This is a genomic window from Niallia sp. FSL R7-0648 (assembly GCF_038007005.1).
GTDB classification, from domain to species: Bacteria; Bacillota; Bacilli; order Bacillales; family Cytobacillaceae; genus Niallia; species Niallia circulans.
On record NZ_JBBOWE010000001.1, the window covers coordinates 3,721,077 to 3,738,107 of the forward strand.

Here is a 17,031-nt window from a genome sequence, read left to right on the forward strand (position 1 = left end):
TCCTCACACCGTTATCTTCCTGCTGCTCTTCTAATCGGTTCAACCTCTATCTCTCTAACCTCTGGTCGGCCAATGGAGAAATAATTAATACCTGCCTTACTTGCTTCCTCAAGGGAAAAGCAATTTCTTCCATCAAAGATAAATGGTACGTTCATTTTGTTTTTAAAAATAGTTAAATCTATTGATTTAATTTCAGCCCATTCTGTATAGATAAAGCAAAGATCTACTCCCTCCAGCGCTTTCTCTGGTGTTTGTTCATAGACTACCTCTGTAGGAAAGTGCTTTTTAAAGTTATCTCCCCCTACTGGATCATAGACATGTACTTTTGCTCCTTCGCTTAATAATATGCGAACATTGGGAATAGAAGGAGCTTCACGCAAATCATCTGTTCCAGGCTTAAAGGTCAGCCCTAGTACTGCTACTTTCATTCCATTGAAAGAGGAAAATTCATTCCGCGCCTTTGAAATCAGCTTAAATTTTTGCTTCTCATTGACCTCAATTGCAGCTTTTACTGTCCGTAAAACATAGCCTTCTTCTTCTGCAAGCCAATGCAGGGCTTTCGTATCTTTTGGAAAGCAAGAACCACCATACCCAATGCCTGGATTTAAAAATTTTTTCCCAATACGCTCATCATAACTCATTCCACTTGTTACATCCTCAATATTCGCACCAACTGATTCACATAAATTAGCAATGTCATTAATAAAAGAAATCTTTAAAGCCAGAAAATCATTCGATGCGTATTTTACCATTTCTGCACTGCGACGATTCATTGTTAAAATCGGCTGCTGAAAAGGTTCATAAATAGAAGTTAAAATCTTCTTAGCCCTTTCGCTTTCTACCCCAATGACAATTCGTGAAGCATGCAGTGTATCTTTAATGGCACTTCCTTGGGCAAGAAATTCAGGATTAGAGGCAACCTCTATCGAAACCTTATGTTTTAAGTGATTTTTTATGTATGTTTCAACACGGTCATTTGTCCCGATTGGAACGGTTGATTTAATAACAATTAAACAATCACGCCTTACACTTTCGGCAATTTGCTTTGCGACTTGAAATACATAGTTTAAGTTAGCAGACCCATCTTCATTTTCGGGCGTCCCGACCCCGATGAAAATAACATCTGATTGCGCATAGGCTTTGTTATAGTCAGTTGTAAAAGTTAATTTTCCTGCCTGTGAATTTTTTTCTATAAGTTTATCTAGCTCTGGCTCATAAATAGGCGAAATCCCTAGATTCAGAAGAACAATTTTCTCTTGGTCTTGATCTACACAAATTACCTTGTGACCAACCTCTGCTAAACAAACACCTGTTACTAATCCAACATATCCTGTACCTGCCACTGTGATATTCATTTTGACAAAACTCCTTATGTAAAAGATTACAAATTCGGAAGATTTAAATAGTAATATAGTTAGTATAATGGTTGATTATTTCATCTCTATTTAATCTTTTTATATTTTTGGTAAAGGAATGTAAATTTTCTAACTAATTTATAAGGAGAAAATAGGAAATTTATGCTAAACTATAGCTAAAATAGCAATGGAGGAAGGATCAGTGGTCATTATCTTACTATTTATATCTTTGTTGTTTTCTGCAGTCCTCTCTATTTTTACACTCACAAAAACACAGAAGAAATGGGTGGCACTATTCGTTGCGTTCTGTGGGAATAGCGTTGTGTTAGCAGGTTTAACATGGATTATATATATTTCTAATGAAGAAGTGAGATTATTTGGTTTTGGTCATTCGCCTCTATCCTTGCTGCCACTTTTCATTCCTGTTATTACATGGATTAACTACTTCATTCTTGAGCTAATTAAAAAGTTTTCCAACTGGTCTGACTCATCTTGGATGGATTCAAATAAATAGCTGACTTTTATTAAAATTGTAATCGAAGTATTTTAAGAAGAAAGAAAGCCAGCTTTTTAAAAGCTGGCTTTCTTTCTTCTTCTGTTTTATCACTTTGCTTTTTATTCCGTTTGTTTCCTTTACTATTATCCTCACTAATACTAGACTGATGTCCCTTAAGGAAGTTTTGATTTTTACTTACAATAACAAAGAATAAGTATGGTGAACCGTATCTGTTATTTGAATCGAGATGTTAAGAAATGACAAACGCCATCTTCATCACAGCTTAACTCTGTTACTTCTGCTGCTAATTCTTTAATATGGTCTGGAGCATTTTGCATAGCAACCGGCATAGAAACAAATTGAAGCATTTGGATATCGTTATCACTATCGCCAATTCCCATAGTCTCCTCTGCTGAAAGATTAAATCTTTCTAACATCTCTTTAATACCAGTGGCTTTATTTACGTTAGCAACCATTACTTCCACATTATGTGCAGATGAAGTAGATGCTGTAAAGTCGATTTCTTTTCTTAAGTCTTCTAGCACCTGTTTCCATTGATTAATATGTTCTTTTGTTCGAGCAAAAAAATAGAACTTGGAAAACTCTGTTCCTTCAATCGTGTCCTTCCAAGCAATCTTTCTACTGATTGCTTCTTTTCGAGAAAGCCATTCATTAATACCTACGCTTTCTGGTTTCGGTTCTCTGATCTCTTGTATAACATATTCTTTATCCTGACTTAATGTCATTCGAGAGTCCCCATATGGAAATAACTCATAATATACTTTATTCTCTCTTGCCTTTTTAATAATTGTTTCGACTAGCTCTAAAGGTAGAGTATGCTGAAAAATAGGTTCCTTTCCTATGTAACCAGCCATGCCGTTTGAAGTAACATATCCATCCACTTTAAATCCTTCTGGCACGACGGATTCAATTTCATCAAAAGATCTTCCTGTAGCTATAAATACGAATAGACCATCCTTGCGTAAATCATCAATAATCTCCTTTGTCTTCACGCTTACTTGATTCTGGTGATTTAAAATAGTACCATCCATATCAAGAAAAATAGCCTTTGGCTTTTGTAACAAAATAATTCCCCCTTTAACATTCTTCATTGGCAAGTATACACCTCGTTGCGTTTTCTCTCAAATGCATTGTCTACAATTAGTTTGTTTTCCTGGAATGTGAGGAGGGGTTAGCTGTTAACTCTCTTTTGGTAGCTCTTCGGTGATATTGGGTTTTCATCTTGTTGATGAAAACCTTTTTGTTCGCTTCTCCCTTCCGTTTTGGCTTTCATCTTGTTGATGAACGCCACTTTTTTCACTTCTCCCTTCCGTTTTGGCTTTCATCTTGTTGATGAACGCCACTTTTTCGCTTCTCCCTTCCGTTTTGGCTTTCATCTTGTTGATGAACGCACTTTTTCGCTTCTCCCTTCCATTTTGGCTTTCATCTTGTCGATGAACGCCACTTTTTCGCTTCTCCTTTCCGTTTTGGCTTTCATCTTGTTGATGAACGCCACTTTTTTCACTTCTCCTTTCCGTTTTGGCTTTCATCTTGTTGATGAACGCCACTTTTTCGCTTCTCCCTTCCATTTTGGCTTTCATCTTGTTGATGAACACCACTTTTTCGCTTCCCCTTTCCGTTTCAGTTTTAATCATAGTTTTCCATAGCGCATTTCTTGCTACTCTCTCTATTTTTCCACTTTCCTATCTTCTTCTGGACATGCAAAAAACTAGCATGTGCCTTATAAATACATGCTAGTAATAAACTTTATTGCTGCTCGTCTTTCTTGAGGATTCTAAATTTCAACAATAACCTAGTAAACCAATATGCTACAAATACAATAAATAAATCCAAAAGGAATAAATGGATAACATTAACTCCTCTATGAAACGTTACCATGCCCATTGATTTTTCAATATTAGCGCATATAAAAGTATACACAGCACTCAATAGCACGGTTAGAATATAAAAATTTTTCTTGCGATTCGTTGCATATTGATACACTAGCATAAACCCTACTGGTAGAAAGGAACCTGTAATATTTAATCCACTCGGCAGGACGGGAGAAAGGAAATGTGTATGTATTAAATAATTCCCGCTACTGAGAGCATGATCTATGTAGGCCCAAAGTATATGGACAGTATAACCAAAGAATAATATTTCAAATAATCTTCTTCTGTCCACCACAAAATATAATATGATTAATGGTACTAATAAAGATAAAAGAATGATCCAAAACTGCCATGTAGTAAAATCTGAATATTTATCCCAATAGGAAGAATATAGAGAATGCAATTGTCCATTTATCTCATTAATTTTCTCCCAATATTCCTGATAGTTCATTTTATTCATCTCCTCCTAAAAAAAGTTTCCATTATTGAAGGTAGAGGCATGTTTAAGAATCTCCAATAATCGAAGTTAAAGAGACCTATTTTTGTCCGCTCATTATCATGAGTTATTTCTCTACTTTAAATAGTTTGTACAGTATATTGGTAATTACTCATAAAAAATGGAAAAAGCTTATTCGATTTCCCGCGGCTTTAATTGTTCTAAAAAGAGTGAAATAAATACAGAACTACCTATTATTTCATAGAAAAAAGGCCAAGTGCATTTTCCACTTGACCTTGTTATATATGTGCTCTATAATTCTGCTTTCAGCTTTTTTATATAGGAAGGAATTAGATTTTCTCGGCTGCAATTGTTGCAATAGAATTGTTTTACCATGTCATCACATAAGTACGTTTTTAGCACAAACGCTGGAATACGTTGAGGCAATCCACAGTGCTGGCAGAAAAATACATATCCAACCTCTTTCTTCATGGACCTTACTCCATTCATTCATTTTCCACACTTACTTGATTCTGATGATGCTGTACTTCTATACAATTTGCCCTTTTATTCCTAGTTTCTTCTATTATACTATTAAAATATAGGTAAAGCATGAGTATTAGAACTTAATTTTCTTACTAATTTCACCTAACGTAATCTTCCATTACACTGATTTTATTTATTAATATTTCCAGCACTTGTTTTGTTTCCATTTAAAAATGCTTCCCATTCTTCTTTTAATAATCCCATCCGTATGGAGTCATAATATACGCCGTTATAGTAGCGGCACTTTCTCATGCGTCCTTCCATTGTCATGCCCAGCTTTTCTCCTAACTTTATCATTCGCTCATTCCCTGACCATGTTGTATATCCTACTCGAACTAATGGCAAAGTCTTAAATAAATGGGCGATCCATAGCTTCAATACCCGCGTTCCATATCCACCACTCCAGTAGTTTGGATTATAGATAACAATTCCCATCTCTAACCATTTGGACGGTTCATGTTCCCAGTAGTAGCCAACTGTTCCTATTAGTTCTTTCCCAACAATAATTGCCCAGTAATCATCGCTTTCTAAGAAGCGCTCTTTTTGAGTTTTTAAGAATCCTTCATAACTTAATGCTTTATGTGCATAATACGGAGCATCCCATTTTTTCCATTCAGGATTTTCTTCTTTAAACGCCAGTGTCCAAAGCTGATAAAGATCCTCCTCTTTAATCGGTCTTACTGTCAATTCTTTATCTTGGTACAATCACTTCACCTCTCCTGTCTTTGGGAATCTCTAAAACCTTCCCTTCGTTTTCCTCTTTTTAAAAAATATAGTACCTATAAAACCAATGACTAATCCTAATATAACGCCAGTTCCGTCGATAATGATGGCGTCTTGCCAATGGCCTGTTCTTCCGGGGACAAAGCTTTGGTGCCACTCATCTGTTAATGCATAAGCAATAGAAAGAGCACCACTTAGTAGATAAACCCATGGTCGTTTGATTTTCGTTTGCATCAAGGTGAGAAATAGCAGTAAAGTTAAGAAACAATAACCAATTACATGCCCTGCTTTCCGAAATAAAAATTCGATAAAACCATATGGGTCAGAATCCGAAGAGATAATCTGGCCATCGTACTCAAATGTAATAGAGGGAAATGGAATATTTGTCAGGTCTATCTTATCTCGTAAAAATGGCTTAATATCCTGTTCTTCATACGGCATATGGGAGAACATAAAAATGATAACCATGGAGACAATGCAGATAAAAAATAATAAATAAAATCTTTTTTTTCGTGAAAACTTTAAGGGCAATTTCTTTTCATTCCTTTTTGTTTATTCCAATTTCAGCATTCATTCTTTTACCTTAAAATGTAAAATTTGGCGAAATGGTGAGTTTTAACCATTATACAATTATTTATCATAAGAAGCGTAGTTTTTTATCTTTATCTTCTACAAATTATCATTAAAAAATATAATAAACAAAATATTCCTATAGTTCAATTTTTTATTGTATAATCAAACTAATCGTTTCGAAAAACGAAATAAATAGGTGGCAGAGGAGAATGTTTATGAATAAAGAAATGGAAAAAACACTTTATCGTTCCGAAGTTCCTTTCGAACAAACCTGGAATTTGCGCGATTTATTCGAAAGCGAAGCAGATTGGAAAAGGGAAGTAGAAGAGATCGAAGAAGATATTCCTACTGTAACACAATTTAAAGGGAAGCTTCACCAAAACGCTAAAATCTTGCTAGATTGTCTAAAAGCTCGAGATGCATTGGATGAAAGATTAGTAAGAGTTCTCACTTATGCAAACCTTAAGCAATCTGCAGACGGATCTAATCCTTCTAATCAAGAGAACGATGCAATTGTTTCTTCCCTCTATGCAAAAGTAAGCTCAAGCCTTTCTTTTATTAATTCAGAGATTCTTACCCTTACAAACGATAAAATAAATACATACCTGAACGAGGAAGAAGAACTACAGCTTTTTTCCAAAACACTAATGGACTTAATGGATTTGAAGCCACATATGTTAACACCTGAAGCAGAGGAAGTATTAGCAGCATTTGGTGAAATCCAGCGTTCTCCTTATATGATTTATCAAAGAAGTAAAACATCAGATATGGAGTTTTCCTCCTTTTTAACAAGTGACGGGACAGAATATCCATTGACATTTAATTCTTTCGAAAAGTACGAAGAATCGGCAGATAAAGAAGTAAGAAGAAAAGCATATGAAGCCTTTTCGGCTGGCCTTAACCGTTATAAAAATACATATGCGGCTACCTATGGAACAGAAGTTAAAAAACAAATAATAGAATCTCGTTTACGAAACTATGAATCTGTAACAGACATGCTTTTACAAGAACAACAAGTCACAAAAGAAATGTACCATAACCAATTGGATACCATTCTTACAGAATTGGCTCCTCATATGCGCAGATTCGCCAAATTAAAAGAGCGTGTATTAGGTTTAGAAAAAATCCATTATTGTGATTTAAAGGCTCCGCTCGACACATCCTATGATCCTAAAATTACATACGAGGAAGCTTCCAAGCTTATCTTAGAAGCGCTTAATATTATGGGACCGGAATATATGGAAATAATGGAAAAAGGCTTAAAAGACCGCTGGGTAGACTTAGCAGATAACTATGGAAAACGATCAGGCGCCTTCTGCTCCAGCCCGTATGGAGTACATCCATACATTTTAATGACATGGCATAACTCAATGCGTAATACGTTTACCTTAGCACATGAACTTGGACATGCTGGACATTTTGCTCTTGCTGGCAAAAATCAAATTATTTCAAATACCCGTCCATCTAGATACTTTATTGAAGCTCCATCCACCATGAACGAAATGCTTTTGAGCAAGTATATTATGAAACAATCTTCAAACAAACAAATTAGAAGATGGGTAATTCTCCAATCACTAGGAACGTATTATCATAATTTTGTTACCCATATTTTAGAAGGGGCACTCCAAAGAAAAGTTTATGACTTAGCAGAACAAGAAACTCCGATTACAGCTAAAGTATTATGTGAACAAAATATCGATGTCTTAAAATCATTCTGGGGAGACAGTGTGGAAATAGATGAAGCAGCAGGCCTAACATGGATGCGCCAACCCCATTATTATATGGGTCTTTACCCATATACGTACTCCGCTGGGCTTACAGCTTCAACTGCCGTATCAGCAATGATTGAGGAAGAAGGACAGCCTGCTGTTGAGCGCTGGTTAAAAGTTTTAAAAGCCGGCGGCACTTTAAAACCATTCGATTTAATGAAACTAGCAAATGTAGATATGTCCAGCCCCGAACCAATCCGAAAAGCAGTTGCCTATGTTGGAAGCTTAATAGATGAATTAGAAGCAAGCTATTAATAGAAAAATACAAAACTGTTTCTCGTAAACTATTTAACTTCATTAAAAATAAAGTTTACTATACACAGAAAGGAAGAGGAAAATATCCCCTTCCTTTTTCTATTACAGCTTTTCCCCGTTTGACTTAATCACTTCTTGATACCAATAAAAGGAGGCTTTTTTCGAACGGTTCATAGTTCCTTTCCCTTGATTATCTCGATCTACATATATCATTCCATAGCGTTTTTTCATTTCTCCTGTTGTAAAGGAAACAATATCAATAATTCCCCATGGCGTATATCCAATTAAATCTACTCCATCATACATTACCGCTTTCTCCAATGCTTCAATATGCGCCTTTAAGTAGGCAATTCTTTCCTTGTCATGGATAGAGCCATCAGCTTCGACAGTATCAATAGCGCCAAATCCATTTTCTACAATAAATAATGGTATTTGATAGCGATCATATAGACGATTTAACACATAGCGCAGACCTGTCGGATCAATGGACCAGCCCCAGTCACTTGCTTTGATGTACGGATTTTCAACCGCATTTGGCAAGGCGCCATTAACAATATCGCCTGTATTATTATTTTTCACATCACTCTTTACCGTAGTGGACATATAATAGCTAAATCCTAAATAATCAACTGTCCCATTGCGTAAAATCTCAGCATCCTTTGGCTCCATTGTAATTGAATAGCCTTCTCGTTCAAATTCCTTTAAAGCATAACTAGGGTAATATCCACGAACTTGGACATCTGGGAAGAAATATCTTTGTCTCATTTCTTCTTCCGCTAGCATCACATCTTCTGGATTAGAAGAAAATGGATAGATAGGAATATGGGAAACCATTGCTCCAATTTGGAAATCAGGATTTATTTTTTTGCCAATAGATACAGCTAATGCACTTGCAACTAGCTCATAATGAGCAGTTTGATACATCACTTCTTTCGCATTTTCTCCTTCTTTGACGGTTACTCCAGAATTTGTCCACAAAAAGAGCGGATTAGAAACATCCATTTGATTGTTGATTTCATTAAAAGTCATCCAGTATTTTACTTTATCTTTATATCGATGGAAGCATGCTTCGGCAAAGCGGACAAAACAATCAACTACTTTCCTATTTCTAAAACCGCCATATTCTCTTGCTAGATGTAACGGCATTTCAAAATGGGATAAGGTAATAACTGGCTGTATTCCGTATTTAAGTAATTCATCAAATACTTGGTCATAGAAGCGCAGTCCTTCTTCATTCGGTTCTAATTCATCCCCTTTTGGAAAAATTCTGCTCCAGCCAATGGAAGTTCGTAAACACTTAAGCCCCATTTCAGCAAACAAGGCAATATCCTCTTTGTAACGATGGTAAAAATCAATTGCTTCATGATTTGGATAAAATTGCTCTTCTTCAATCAAGTCTGTTATTTTCCTAGGTACTCCATGAGCACCTGCTGTCATAACATCTACTACACTCGGACCTTTACCGCCTTGATTCCAGCCACCTTCAAATTGATGTGCAGCTAATGCTCCACCCCATAAAAAATCTTTCGGCATTTTGCTCATTCTTGTTCCTCCTTTTTAATGCTATTAAATTATCTTTTCTTTTAATTTTTTGGATTACACTTATATTATAATTGTATCGGTATAATTTAATAAATACAATATAATATTTTTATACCTAATTAATCTAAATGAGTTTTTTTCCTATATATGCTATAATCCAGCTATAACGTTTAAGATAATCGAGGTATATATATGTTAAAATACCAGCAAATCGCAGAAGAAATAGAAAAATATATTGAAGAGCACGGCTTAAAGCAAGGCAGTAAGCTGCCAGTTATTGAGACATTAATGAAGCAATTCGAGGTTAGTAAAAGTACGATTACGAAAACGCTGGAGCTTCTTGAAAAAAGGGGGATCATTTTTCAAGTAAGAGGCAGTGGAATTTTTGTAAGACGACAGAATCGAAAAGGCTATATCAGCTTGCTTTCCAATCAAGGATTTAAAAAAGATTTAGAGGATTATTCTCTAACATCCAAAATAATCGAATTAGAGATAAAAAAACCGACTGAGGAAATTGCCCTAAATTTAAATATGGAGCCTCACGAGGAGGTTTATTACGTAAAGAGAATTCGCTATATTAACGGCCAAACTCTTTGTTTAGAGGAATCTTGGTATAATAAAGCCTTCATTACGTATTTAAATAAAGAAATCGTAGCAGAATCTATTTTTCATTACATAACAGAAGGCTTAGGGCTAAAAATAGGCTTTTCAGATGTGTATTTACATGTTGGGAAGTTAACGGCAGAAGAAGCTGCTTATTTGGGATTAGAAAAAGATGATCCTAAATTATTGGTAGAAAGCATCTTTCATCTAACTAATGGGCAGCCTTTTGACTTTTCGAAGGTTACCTATAATTACGAGCAATCCCAATTCTTTATCCAGGCGAATAGTCATTTCTTTTAACGGAGGTAACACATAGCTAATCAGGAAAAGTTTCCTAAATCTGAAAAAATATATAATTATTGAAACATTCCTATATTTCCTTTCGTATAACAGGTAGTACATAATTGAAAGGTTGGAATAGTTAATGTTAATGGAATTGAAGGATGCTTTTCTTTTCTTAATGGACATCTTTAAAGGAAAACTCCCATTACATGATTTATATTTATTAGTATTCATTATAGTTGTGACATCAATTGCTGAAACCATTCAGGAAAAGAGAAAACAGTCAAGCAGGAGTAAAAACACCATTTTTATATATTTGAAATGGATACCTATCTCATTTTTGGCTAGTTCTATTTATCTAACAAGTTTTTATTTTATCACCAATCTATTTACAAAATTCTTATTTACAGCAGAAGTGTTCCATCAAGAACAAAACGTTCGCTCGATTGCGATAATGTCTTTGGCTATGACAAGTATCGTTTCGCTAATTATTGCTATTTGGAAGTTATATTCTTTTTTCATTGTAAAAAAAGCCCTATTAACTTTGATAAGTAATTCACTGTTAATAGCCATGGGTGTATACTTTATTAATATGTTTTGGTATGAAGCTATCATAATGCCGATATGGTGTTATGGAATAATAGGATTGATTAATACAATCTTTATAAGCTTTTTACTTTTAAAAGAGAGAGAAAACTTGCAAAGCAATTCATCTCCTATTAACGGAGTAGATTAATAGATGAAGCAGCTTGGTGCTCGCCAACTGGAAAGTTTATTGCAGTCTTGCGGATAATTACCACTTATACCAAATAAAAAACGAACAATTATACAATATATATGCATAAAATTGTATAATTGTTCGCCCTATATTTATTCGGAACCTTTGGGTCCTTGCCTCTTAATTTTTTGATCTTTTTTAAATTGGATCTAGAAAATCTCACATAGTTTCTCTTTTTTTACATTCTTTCTTAGATTTTAAATCGGTGCACTAGTTCTTGAAGCTCCTCTGCCATTTTAGATAATGCCATGCTTGAGCTTGTTATTTCTTGGAATGAGGCAGTTTGTTCTTCTGTTGCTGCTGCAACACTTTCCGTTCTTTCTAAAGTTTCGCGAGAAGTATGAGCTATTTCTTCCACTGAATCTTGTACCTCTTGTACTTCTGCCGTAATTTCTTGTGCTGTTTCTGCCATCTTTTTAATATGATCTGCAATGGATTCAACACGATTTAATATTTCCTTAATATGTTCATTTGTAGTATCAGATAATTTCGTACCAGCATCTACATTTTCTATTACAAAAGACATATTTTTTTCTGTCGTGTTTGAGTGGTCATGAATAGAACTTATCAGATCGTGTATTTGATTTACAGAAGTACCTGTCATTTCTGATAGCTTTCGAACTTCCTCTGCTACAATCGCAAATCCTTTTCCATGTTCTCCTGCTCTTGCTGCTTCAATGGATGCATTCAATGCTAGCAGATTGGTTTGATTGGATATATCTTGAATACTTGCAAGTACCTCATTAATTTCATTTGTACTTAAAACAAGTGATTTTAATCCATCTCCTGCTAAATCAACAGATGCATGAATTGCCTCCATCTGCATTTGCATTTCAGTCAATGCCAATTCCCCTTCTTTTGCTTTTTCTTTAATAAGCAGAGATTCATTTGCAACTTCGCTGGCAGTATGGGCCACATCCTTAATATTTTTCAAGGAATTATTAACTTCTATTAAACTATTCTGGGTAAGTGAATCTTGCTTATTTCCATTCTCTGCAATGGTTTGAACAGCATCCGCCACTTGCTCTACCGCTACAGTCGATTGTTCCATACTGGAAGCTAATTCATCTGAAGCTTGTGCAACATTTTTAGACGTCTGCCCTACACTTTTTATCATTATTTGAAGAGAATCGACGAATGCGTTAAACGAATGTGCTAATTGACCAAATTCGTTTTTCCCATTCACATTTACTCGCTGTGTTAAGTCCCCTTCTCCAGAAGCAATACTTTGAAGTTGATTATTAATTTTATTTAATGGTCGTAAAATAGACTTTAATAACAGAAAACCTAAGACAATACTCAATAGTGCTGCCACGATGATAATTACGATTAATACCGTTTTTGTTATTTTATTATTTTTTTGATTTTGTTCTTCCAACTGAATAACATCTTGATTAATATGTTCCACTAATTCATTAACTGCCGGATCTAAAACTTCTTTCCTTAATGTCCGTAAATCCCCAAAATGGAGTTTTTCTGCAGCAGATGGATCTTCGATATAAGCCCCAGGCACTTTGTCACTTGTGGCTAAGTACGTTTGTAGACTGGATTGAAACGTTTGGATATCTTCTTTATACTCATAATAATTAGATAAAGTCTCCATTGTTTTCAAAGTATCATGAATGTCTGACTCTTTCTCATTAATTCCGTCACTATATTCTTTATTTCCGGTAAGAAGAAAGCCACGCTCGTCATTAGAAATTCCAGCAATTCGATATTGCAAATGAGTAACTAGACGCTGCATTTCTTTTGCCTCTGTCAGTTCTTTACTATTTGCAATTAACGACTGCAGACTCATATTGCTAAATCCGCCAATCCCCAACAAAGAAATAATTAAAATGAAGAAAATGATTGCCAATTGATATTTTATTTTCATTCTATCCCCCTGAATGCTTCTAGCTTTATTCTTTTGTCCATTTACTTTCTATATATCGGAGGCTTTTATTTTTTATATAGTTTGAATGCGATACCAAATTTTCTTTTCACAAGAAAATTTATATTTATATCGGCAGATAAAAAAGACAGCTTAAAAAAGCTGCCTTTTTTTAATTTCCCACCCTAATTTTCCCATTATTTGTTTTCAGCTTTACTTTATTTTCTCCGTTTCCAATCACGGTACTTCCTTTGTATTTATCTAAAATATTGATGCTGCCATCATCAACTTGAACATCGAATGTGACATTTGTTGGTTCCTTATCTGTTACAATTTCGATACTGCCATCATCTGTTTCCAGCTGTATCGCCTGATCCAATGTGGCAGTTTTCATCGAAATTCTCCCATTATTCGTTTCTCCTTTCACGCTGCCGCTTACATAATCCAGCGATACTCTTCCATTGTCAGAGTTTACTTCTACACTTCTGGATTGAATATTTTGCAGATGGATGCGACCATTATTACTTTCTGCCTGTACTTGCTCAACCATTAGGTTCGCTAAATCAATCTTTCCATTATCATTATTTATGCGAAGGGATTTATATTCCTTCACAGGTACAAGAATTTTTAAGGTAAGTGATTCATCTATAAAATTCATCTGAAAAAAGCTAATTTGTTTTTCATTCCAATTTACAACCAGTTTTTCCCCAACTACCTTGGCAGTAAAACTTCCCTTCGTTTCAGAGGAACCTTTTCCTTGCAACACAACCTTTGTTTCCTTCTCTGCTGTGGGAATAATTTCAATCCCTGCATTATTGGAATCTACTTCAATTCCAGTAATATCATTTTCCTTAAATACTTTCTCTTCATGAATATCTATACTGTTATCGCGGAATGTTAGGAATGCCCCTATGCCGCCAATTAGAACAAGAATAAGTCCAGTGACCATTAATTTTTTTAGACTAATCATGCTTTTGGCCTCCCTTCACCAATTTTGCATTAAATTTCAAATAATTGATAAAGCCTTTTGAAGAAATTCTTGTAATGTAATACATACCAATTACAATAAAAATTCCTAATCCCACTAGCAAAATGGTCATAAATAATTTAAAAAATGCAAAACTACCTGGATGAAAAACACTGTCCACAAGAACCAGTAGTGGGGAGAGTATAAAAGACGCACCAACTATCCACCCTGATAGAATAAGGGATGCTATCACAAGAAATGGTCCAAGTACAATAACCAAATTAAAGAATCCTAAACCAATAACCGCCCATACTGCTCGAAGAATATTTCCCGTTGTTCTGCTTTTTTCCACCTTTTCAAGGTGATAGGCAGCTATTAATTCTTTCGTAATTTGCTGAGGAGATCCTAAAGACTTGGCTATTTCTTCCTCTGTTTTTCCATCTTCTTTGCCTATAAAAAAATGTTCTTCATAATCATGGATGATATCTTTTCGTTCCTCTTGCGGAAGCTTTTTTAATCCAGCTTGGAGCTGTTTTAAAAATTGCTCTTTAGTCATTATTTACACCTTCTTTTATTAATTGATTGACACCATTAGAAAATTCATTCCATTCCGTAATAAGTTTATTAAGATAGGTTCTTCCTTTATCGGTTAACTTGTAGTATTTACGCGAAGGACCTTCTGTTGACTCTTGTAAATAAGTTGTAAAATATTCTTCTTTTGTTAATCTTCTTAAGAGGGGATAAACTGAACCCTCTGAAATTTCAATTTGATTGGATATCTTTTGAACGAGTTCATAGCCATAGCGGTCCTTTTTATCTAAAAGAACAAGTACACATAACTCTAAGACACCCTTTTTAAACTGTACATTCATCTCTTCCACCTGCCTTTATTCATCATCCAGTACCTTATAATAAACAGTACTATAATAAAAATAATACCTATTGCCATTAATATACCATTTAGTATTGTTCATTGCAAGGTACTGATAAAAAAATACATTTAGATTTCTCTTTAAGTCGATTAAAAATAGCACAGAAACCTATGTCTGCACCATTTAATGAGGACATAAAAAAATAATTCGCTTATAAAAAAAGAGAGGATTATCTCCCCTCTTCCTACTGCTTATAACCATTCTCTACGCCAAGCCGTCACATTTTCTTCTCTGTATATTTCAGCTTTTCCAATGGATTGAAATAAATTCATTTTATATTTTACTATTTCTTTAGCTGCATCAATGCATGCTGGATATATTGCGTTAGGATCCCAAAGCTCTGTTTCAGCTAAAATCTCACGGCATTTTTTATAAAATGCGTACTTATAATCTGATGAGATATTCACTTTATGAATACCAATCTGAACAGCCTCTGCAATTTCTTCATCTGGATTAGCTGAGCCGCCATGAAGCACAAGAGGAATGTCGACCGTTTCTTTAATTTCCTTTAAAATATCCATTCTCAACTTTGGCTCCATATCTTTTGGATAAATACCGTGACAAGTACCGATTGCAATTGCCAATGTATCTACCCCTGTTTTCTCTACAAATTCTTTGGCGTCTTCTGGTCTAGTATAAATTACCTCCGATACCCCGCCCTCTACTGAGGTACCTGTATTTCCAATTGTTCCTAATTCTCCTTCCACTGATACTCCCAGTGAATGGCTCACTTCTACTATTTGTTTCGTTAACTGAATATTTTCTTCTAAAGAAAGCAAGGAGCCATCAATCATGACGGAACTAAAGCCTGCATGAATCGCCCGCATTATATCAGCCATATTTCCGCCATGATCTAAATGCAGAACAAATGGGACATGGCTATTTTTAATTCTTGTTAATACATAAGAGAAAAAATCATCTTTGACAAAATCTAATTCAGTTGGATGTACTGCAATTATCGCAGGAGAATTATTGCTTTCTGCCTCCTCAACTACTACTCTCAAAAAATTACTATCTGCTACATTGAATGCTCCAACGGCAAATTGATGTTTTTGTGCTACTTCTAATAACTGCTTCATATTTAATAACATAATATATTCCTCTTTTCTTTAAATTTATAATGACTTTCCTTCAGAGCCTGCCAGTTCAATATAATATTTAACTAAGTCTTTTCCAGCCTTAATCGTTTGATGAATAATATCAAAATAATCTATTTCGTTTCTAACCATGTTTTCTTTTATACTATTTACCTGTGCTTTAAAAAAATCCGAGCCTACATTAATCTTATTAATACCTAATGAAATAGACTTTCTAATGTTTTCTTCTCCACATCCAGATCCTCCATGGAGTACAAGCGGGATACCAGTTTCGCCTTTAATTTTTTCTAAAATATCAAATCGAAAAGCTGGAATATAACCATCTGGATAATCCCCATGACTAGAGCCATAAGAAATAGCCAGCGCGTCTATCCCTGTTTCTTTTGCATATCTAATGGCTAAATCAGGATTCGTATACATTTCATCATCTGTCATCTGGTTCCTAGAAACAGAACCGATATTACCAATTTCCCCTTCGACGCTCGCATCATAGCTTTGCGCAAATTCTACCATTTCTTTCGTTATTCTTATATTCTCGTCAATTGGATAACGAGAAGCATCCATCATTACACTAGAAAATCCATCTCTTAAGCATCTCTTCACAAATCCAACATCCTGCCCATGGTCTAAATTAATGGCAACTTCTACACTTGCTGCATTTGCCATTTCTATAATTGGCCTTGTTAATAACTTACTTCCCAAATGCTGCATTAAATGATCTTGTAATAAATCTACAATGATAGGTGCTCTCAATTCTTGTGCCGCTTCAATCACTGCCTTAGCTGTTTCTAGGTTAAAGCAATTGATTGCCATTAACGCATATTTCCCTTGGTTGGCACGTGCAAGCATTCCCTTCATCGAAACATACATTCTAAGTCCCCTCCTTTATTGACTTACTCTAGCAAAATAAGC

General features: G+C 34.9%; 18 protein-coding genes. 4 read left to right on the forward strand and 14 right to left on the reverse strand.

The genetic code is table 11. The features are described from left to right. Positions 1–11: 11 nt before the first annotated feature. The gene (locus tag NSQ89_RS18200; protein WP_341132993.1) at positions 12–1,355 is read right to left on the reverse strand and encodes a UDP-glucose dehydrogenase family protein; all 1,344 of its coding nucleotides are present in this window, start codon (positions 1,353–1,355) and stop codon (positions 12–14) included. A gap of 202 nt (positions 1,356–1,557) precedes the next feature. Here NSQ89_RS18200 and NSQ89_RS18205 point away from each other — a divergent pair, with 202 nt between their 5' ends. Then, positions 1,558–1,869, forward strand: coding sequence for a hypothetical protein (locus tag NSQ89_RS18205; protein WP_095329869.1), 312 nt, complete (start codon positions 1,558–1,560; stop codon positions 1,867–1,869). 215 nt (positions 1,870–2,084) lie between these two features. Here the strand turns inward: NSQ89_RS18205 and NSQ89_RS18210 are convergent, their stop codons facing one another. From NSQ89_RS18210 to NSQ89_RS18235, 6 genes are all read right to left on the reverse strand, one after another. Continuing rightward, a complete protein-coding gene (locus tag NSQ89_RS18210) occupies positions 2,085–2,936 on the reverse strand; it encodes an HAD family hydrolase (protein WP_341133173.1) in 852 nt (283 codons plus the stop codon). Between the two features lie 153 nt (positions 2,937–3,089). Then, entirely contained in the window at positions 3,090–3,506 is a 417-nt protein-coding gene (locus NSQ89_RS18215; RefSeq protein ID WP_341132994.1) for a hypothetical protein, read from the reverse strand. A gap of 112 nt (positions 3,507–3,618) precedes the next feature. Continuing rightward, positions 3,619–4,194 carry a hypothetical protein gene (locus NSQ89_RS18220; protein ID WP_341132995.1) on the reverse strand — a complete coding sequence of 192 codons (576 nt, stop codon included), beginning with the start codon at positions 4,192–4,194 and terminating at the stop codon, positions 3,619–3,621. A gap of 297 nt (positions 4,195–4,491) precedes the next feature. Beyond that, positions 4,492–4,671 carry a hypothetical protein gene (locus tag NSQ89_RS18225; RefSeq protein WP_095329860.1) on the reverse strand — a complete coding sequence of 60 codons (180 nt, stop codon included), beginning with the start codon at positions 4,669–4,671 and terminating at the stop codon, positions 4,492–4,494. A 183-nt stretch (positions 4,672–4,854) separates the two neighbouring features. After that, entirely contained in the window at positions 4,855–5,430 is a 576-nt protein-coding gene (locus NSQ89_RS18230; protein ID WP_341132996.1) for a GNAT family N-acetyltransferase, read from the reverse strand. A gap of 30 nt (positions 5,431–5,460) precedes the next feature. Then, positions 5,461–5,979 (reverse strand): VanZ family protein, encoded by a 519-nt coding sequence (locus NSQ89_RS18235; protein WP_341132997.1) that lies wholly within the window; start codon positions 5,977–5,979, stop codon positions 5,461–5,463. A gap of 257 nt (positions 5,980–6,236) precedes the next feature. Between NSQ89_RS18235 and pepF the strand changes: the two genes are divergently transcribed. Then, positions 6,237–8,045, forward strand: coding sequence for an oligoendopeptidase F (gene pepF, locus NSQ89_RS18240; protein WP_341132998.1), 1,809 nt, complete (start codon positions 6,237–6,239; stop codon positions 8,043–8,045). A 102-nt stretch (positions 8,046–8,147) separates the two neighbouring features. Here pepF and bglA read toward each other — a convergent pair whose 3' ends face one another. Beyond that, positions 8,148–9,587: a 6-phospho-beta-glucosidase BglA gene (gene bglA, locus NSQ89_RS18245; RefSeq protein ID WP_341132999.1), complete on the reverse strand. Its 1,440-nt coding sequence runs from the start codon at positions 9,585–9,587 to the stop codon at positions 8,148–8,150. A gap of 192 nt (positions 9,588–9,779) precedes the next feature. Between bglA and NSQ89_RS18250 the strand changes: the two genes are divergently transcribed. Together NSQ89_RS18250 and NSQ89_RS18255 are read left to right on the forward strand one after the other, a co-directional pair. Continuing rightward, positions 9,780–10,490: a GntR family transcriptional regulator gene (locus NSQ89_RS18250; RefSeq protein ID WP_341133000.1), complete on the forward strand. Its 711-nt coding sequence runs from the start codon at positions 9,780–9,782 to the stop codon at positions 10,488–10,490. Between the two features lie 124 nt (positions 10,491–10,614). Next, on the forward strand, positions 10,615–11,208 hold the full coding sequence (locus NSQ89_RS18255) for a hypothetical protein (protein WP_341133001.1): 594 nt from the start codon (positions 10,615–10,617) through the stop codon (positions 11,206–11,208). A gap of 232 nt (positions 11,209–11,440) precedes the next feature. Here the strand turns inward: NSQ89_RS18255 and NSQ89_RS18260 are convergent, their stop codons facing one another. The 6 genes from NSQ89_RS18260 to NSQ89_RS18285 form a co-directional block, all read right to left on the reverse strand. Next, the gene (locus NSQ89_RS18260; RefSeq protein WP_047943855.1) at positions 11,441–13,126 is read right to left on the reverse strand and encodes a methyl-accepting chemotaxis protein; all 1,686 of its coding nucleotides are present in this window, start codon (positions 13,124–13,126) and stop codon (positions 11,441–11,443) included. A gap of 169 nt (positions 13,127–13,295) precedes the next feature. Then, the gene (locus NSQ89_RS18265) at positions 13,296–14,093 is read right to left on the reverse strand and encodes a DUF4097 family beta strand repeat-containing protein (protein WP_341133002.1); all 798 of its coding nucleotides are present in this window, start codon (positions 14,091–14,093) and stop codon (positions 13,296–13,298) included. Further along, a complete protein-coding gene (locus NSQ89_RS18270; RefSeq protein WP_047943853.1) occupies positions 14,086–14,646 on the reverse strand; it encodes an HAAS signaling domain-containing protein in 561 nt (186 codons plus the stop codon). Before NSQ89_RS18270 ends, NSQ89_RS18265 begins: the two co-directional genes overlap by 8 nt. After that, the gene (locus tag NSQ89_RS18275) at positions 14,639–14,962 is read right to left on the reverse strand and encodes a PadR family transcriptional regulator (protein ID WP_047943852.1); all 324 of its coding nucleotides are present in this window, start codon (positions 14,960–14,962) and stop codon (positions 14,639–14,641) included. The genes NSQ89_RS18270 and NSQ89_RS18275 overlap by 8 nt, the downstream gene beginning before the upstream one ends. A gap of 251 nt (positions 14,963–15,213) precedes the next feature. Continuing rightward, positions 15,214–16,113, reverse strand: a complete 900-nt coding sequence (locus tag NSQ89_RS18280) for a ketose-bisphosphate aldolase (protein WP_341133003.1) — start codon at positions 16,111–16,113, stop codon at positions 15,214–15,216. Between the two features lie 24 nt (positions 16,114–16,137). After that, positions 16,138–16,989, reverse strand: coding sequence for a class II fructose-bisphosphate aldolase (locus NSQ89_RS18285; RefSeq protein ID WP_328283182.1), 852 nt, complete (start codon positions 16,987–16,989; stop codon positions 16,138–16,140). Between the last annotated feature and the right edge of the window lie 42 nt (positions 16,990–17,031).

Coding starts and splice junctions, on each gene's coding strand:
- NSQ89_RS18200 (WP_341132993.1), bottom strand. CDS start 1,355: ATGAATATCACAGTGGCAGGTACAGGATATGTTGGATTAGTAACAGGT.
- NSQ89_RS18215 (WP_341132994.1), bottom strand. CDS start 3,506: ATGATTAAAACTGAAACGGAAAGGGGAAGCGAAAAAGTGGTGTTCATC.
- NSQ89_RS18220 (WP_341132995.1), bottom strand. CDS start 4,194: ATGAACTATCAGGAATATTGGGAGAAAATTAATGAGATAAATGGACAA.
- NSQ89_RS18225 (WP_095329860.1), bottom strand. CDS start 4,671: ATGAAGAAAGAGGTTGGATATGTATTTTTCTGCCAGCACTGTGGATTG.
- pepF (WP_341132998.1), top strand. CDS start 6,237: ATGAATAAAGAAATGGAAAAAACACTTTATCGTTCCGAAGTTCCTTTC.
- bglA (WP_341132999.1), bottom strand. CDS start 9,587: ATGAGCAAAATGCCGAAAGATTTTTTATGGGGTGGAGCATTAGCTGCA.
- NSQ89_RS18250 (WP_341133000.1), top strand. CDS start 9,780: ATGTTAAAATACCAGCAAATCGCAGAAGAAATAGAAAAATATATTGAA.
- NSQ89_RS18255 (WP_341133001.1), top strand. CDS start 10,615: ATGTTAATGGAATTGAAGGATGCTTTTCTTTTCTTAATGGACATCTTT.
- NSQ89_RS18260 (WP_047943855.1), bottom strand. CDS start 13,126: ATGAAAATAAAATATCAATTGGCAATCATTTTCTTCATTTTAATTATT.
- NSQ89_RS18265 (WP_341133002.1), bottom strand. CDS start 14,093: ATGATTAGTCTAAAAAAATTAATGGTCACTGGACTTATTCTTGTTCTA.
- NSQ89_RS18270 (WP_047943853.1), bottom strand. CDS start 14,646: ATGACTAAAGAGCAATTTTTAAAACAGCTCCAAGCTGGATTAAAAAAG.
- NSQ89_RS18275 (WP_047943852.1), bottom strand. CDS start 14,962: ATGAATGTACAGTTTAAAAAGGGTGTCTTAGAGTTATGTGTACTTGTT.
- NSQ89_RS18280 (WP_341133003.1), bottom strand. CDS start 16,113: ATGTTATTAAATATGAAGCAGTTATTAGAAGTAGCACAAAAACATCAA.
- NSQ89_RS18285 (WP_328283182.1), bottom strand. CDS start 16,989: ATGTATGTTTCGATGAAGGGAATGCTTGCACGTGCCAACCAAGGGAAA.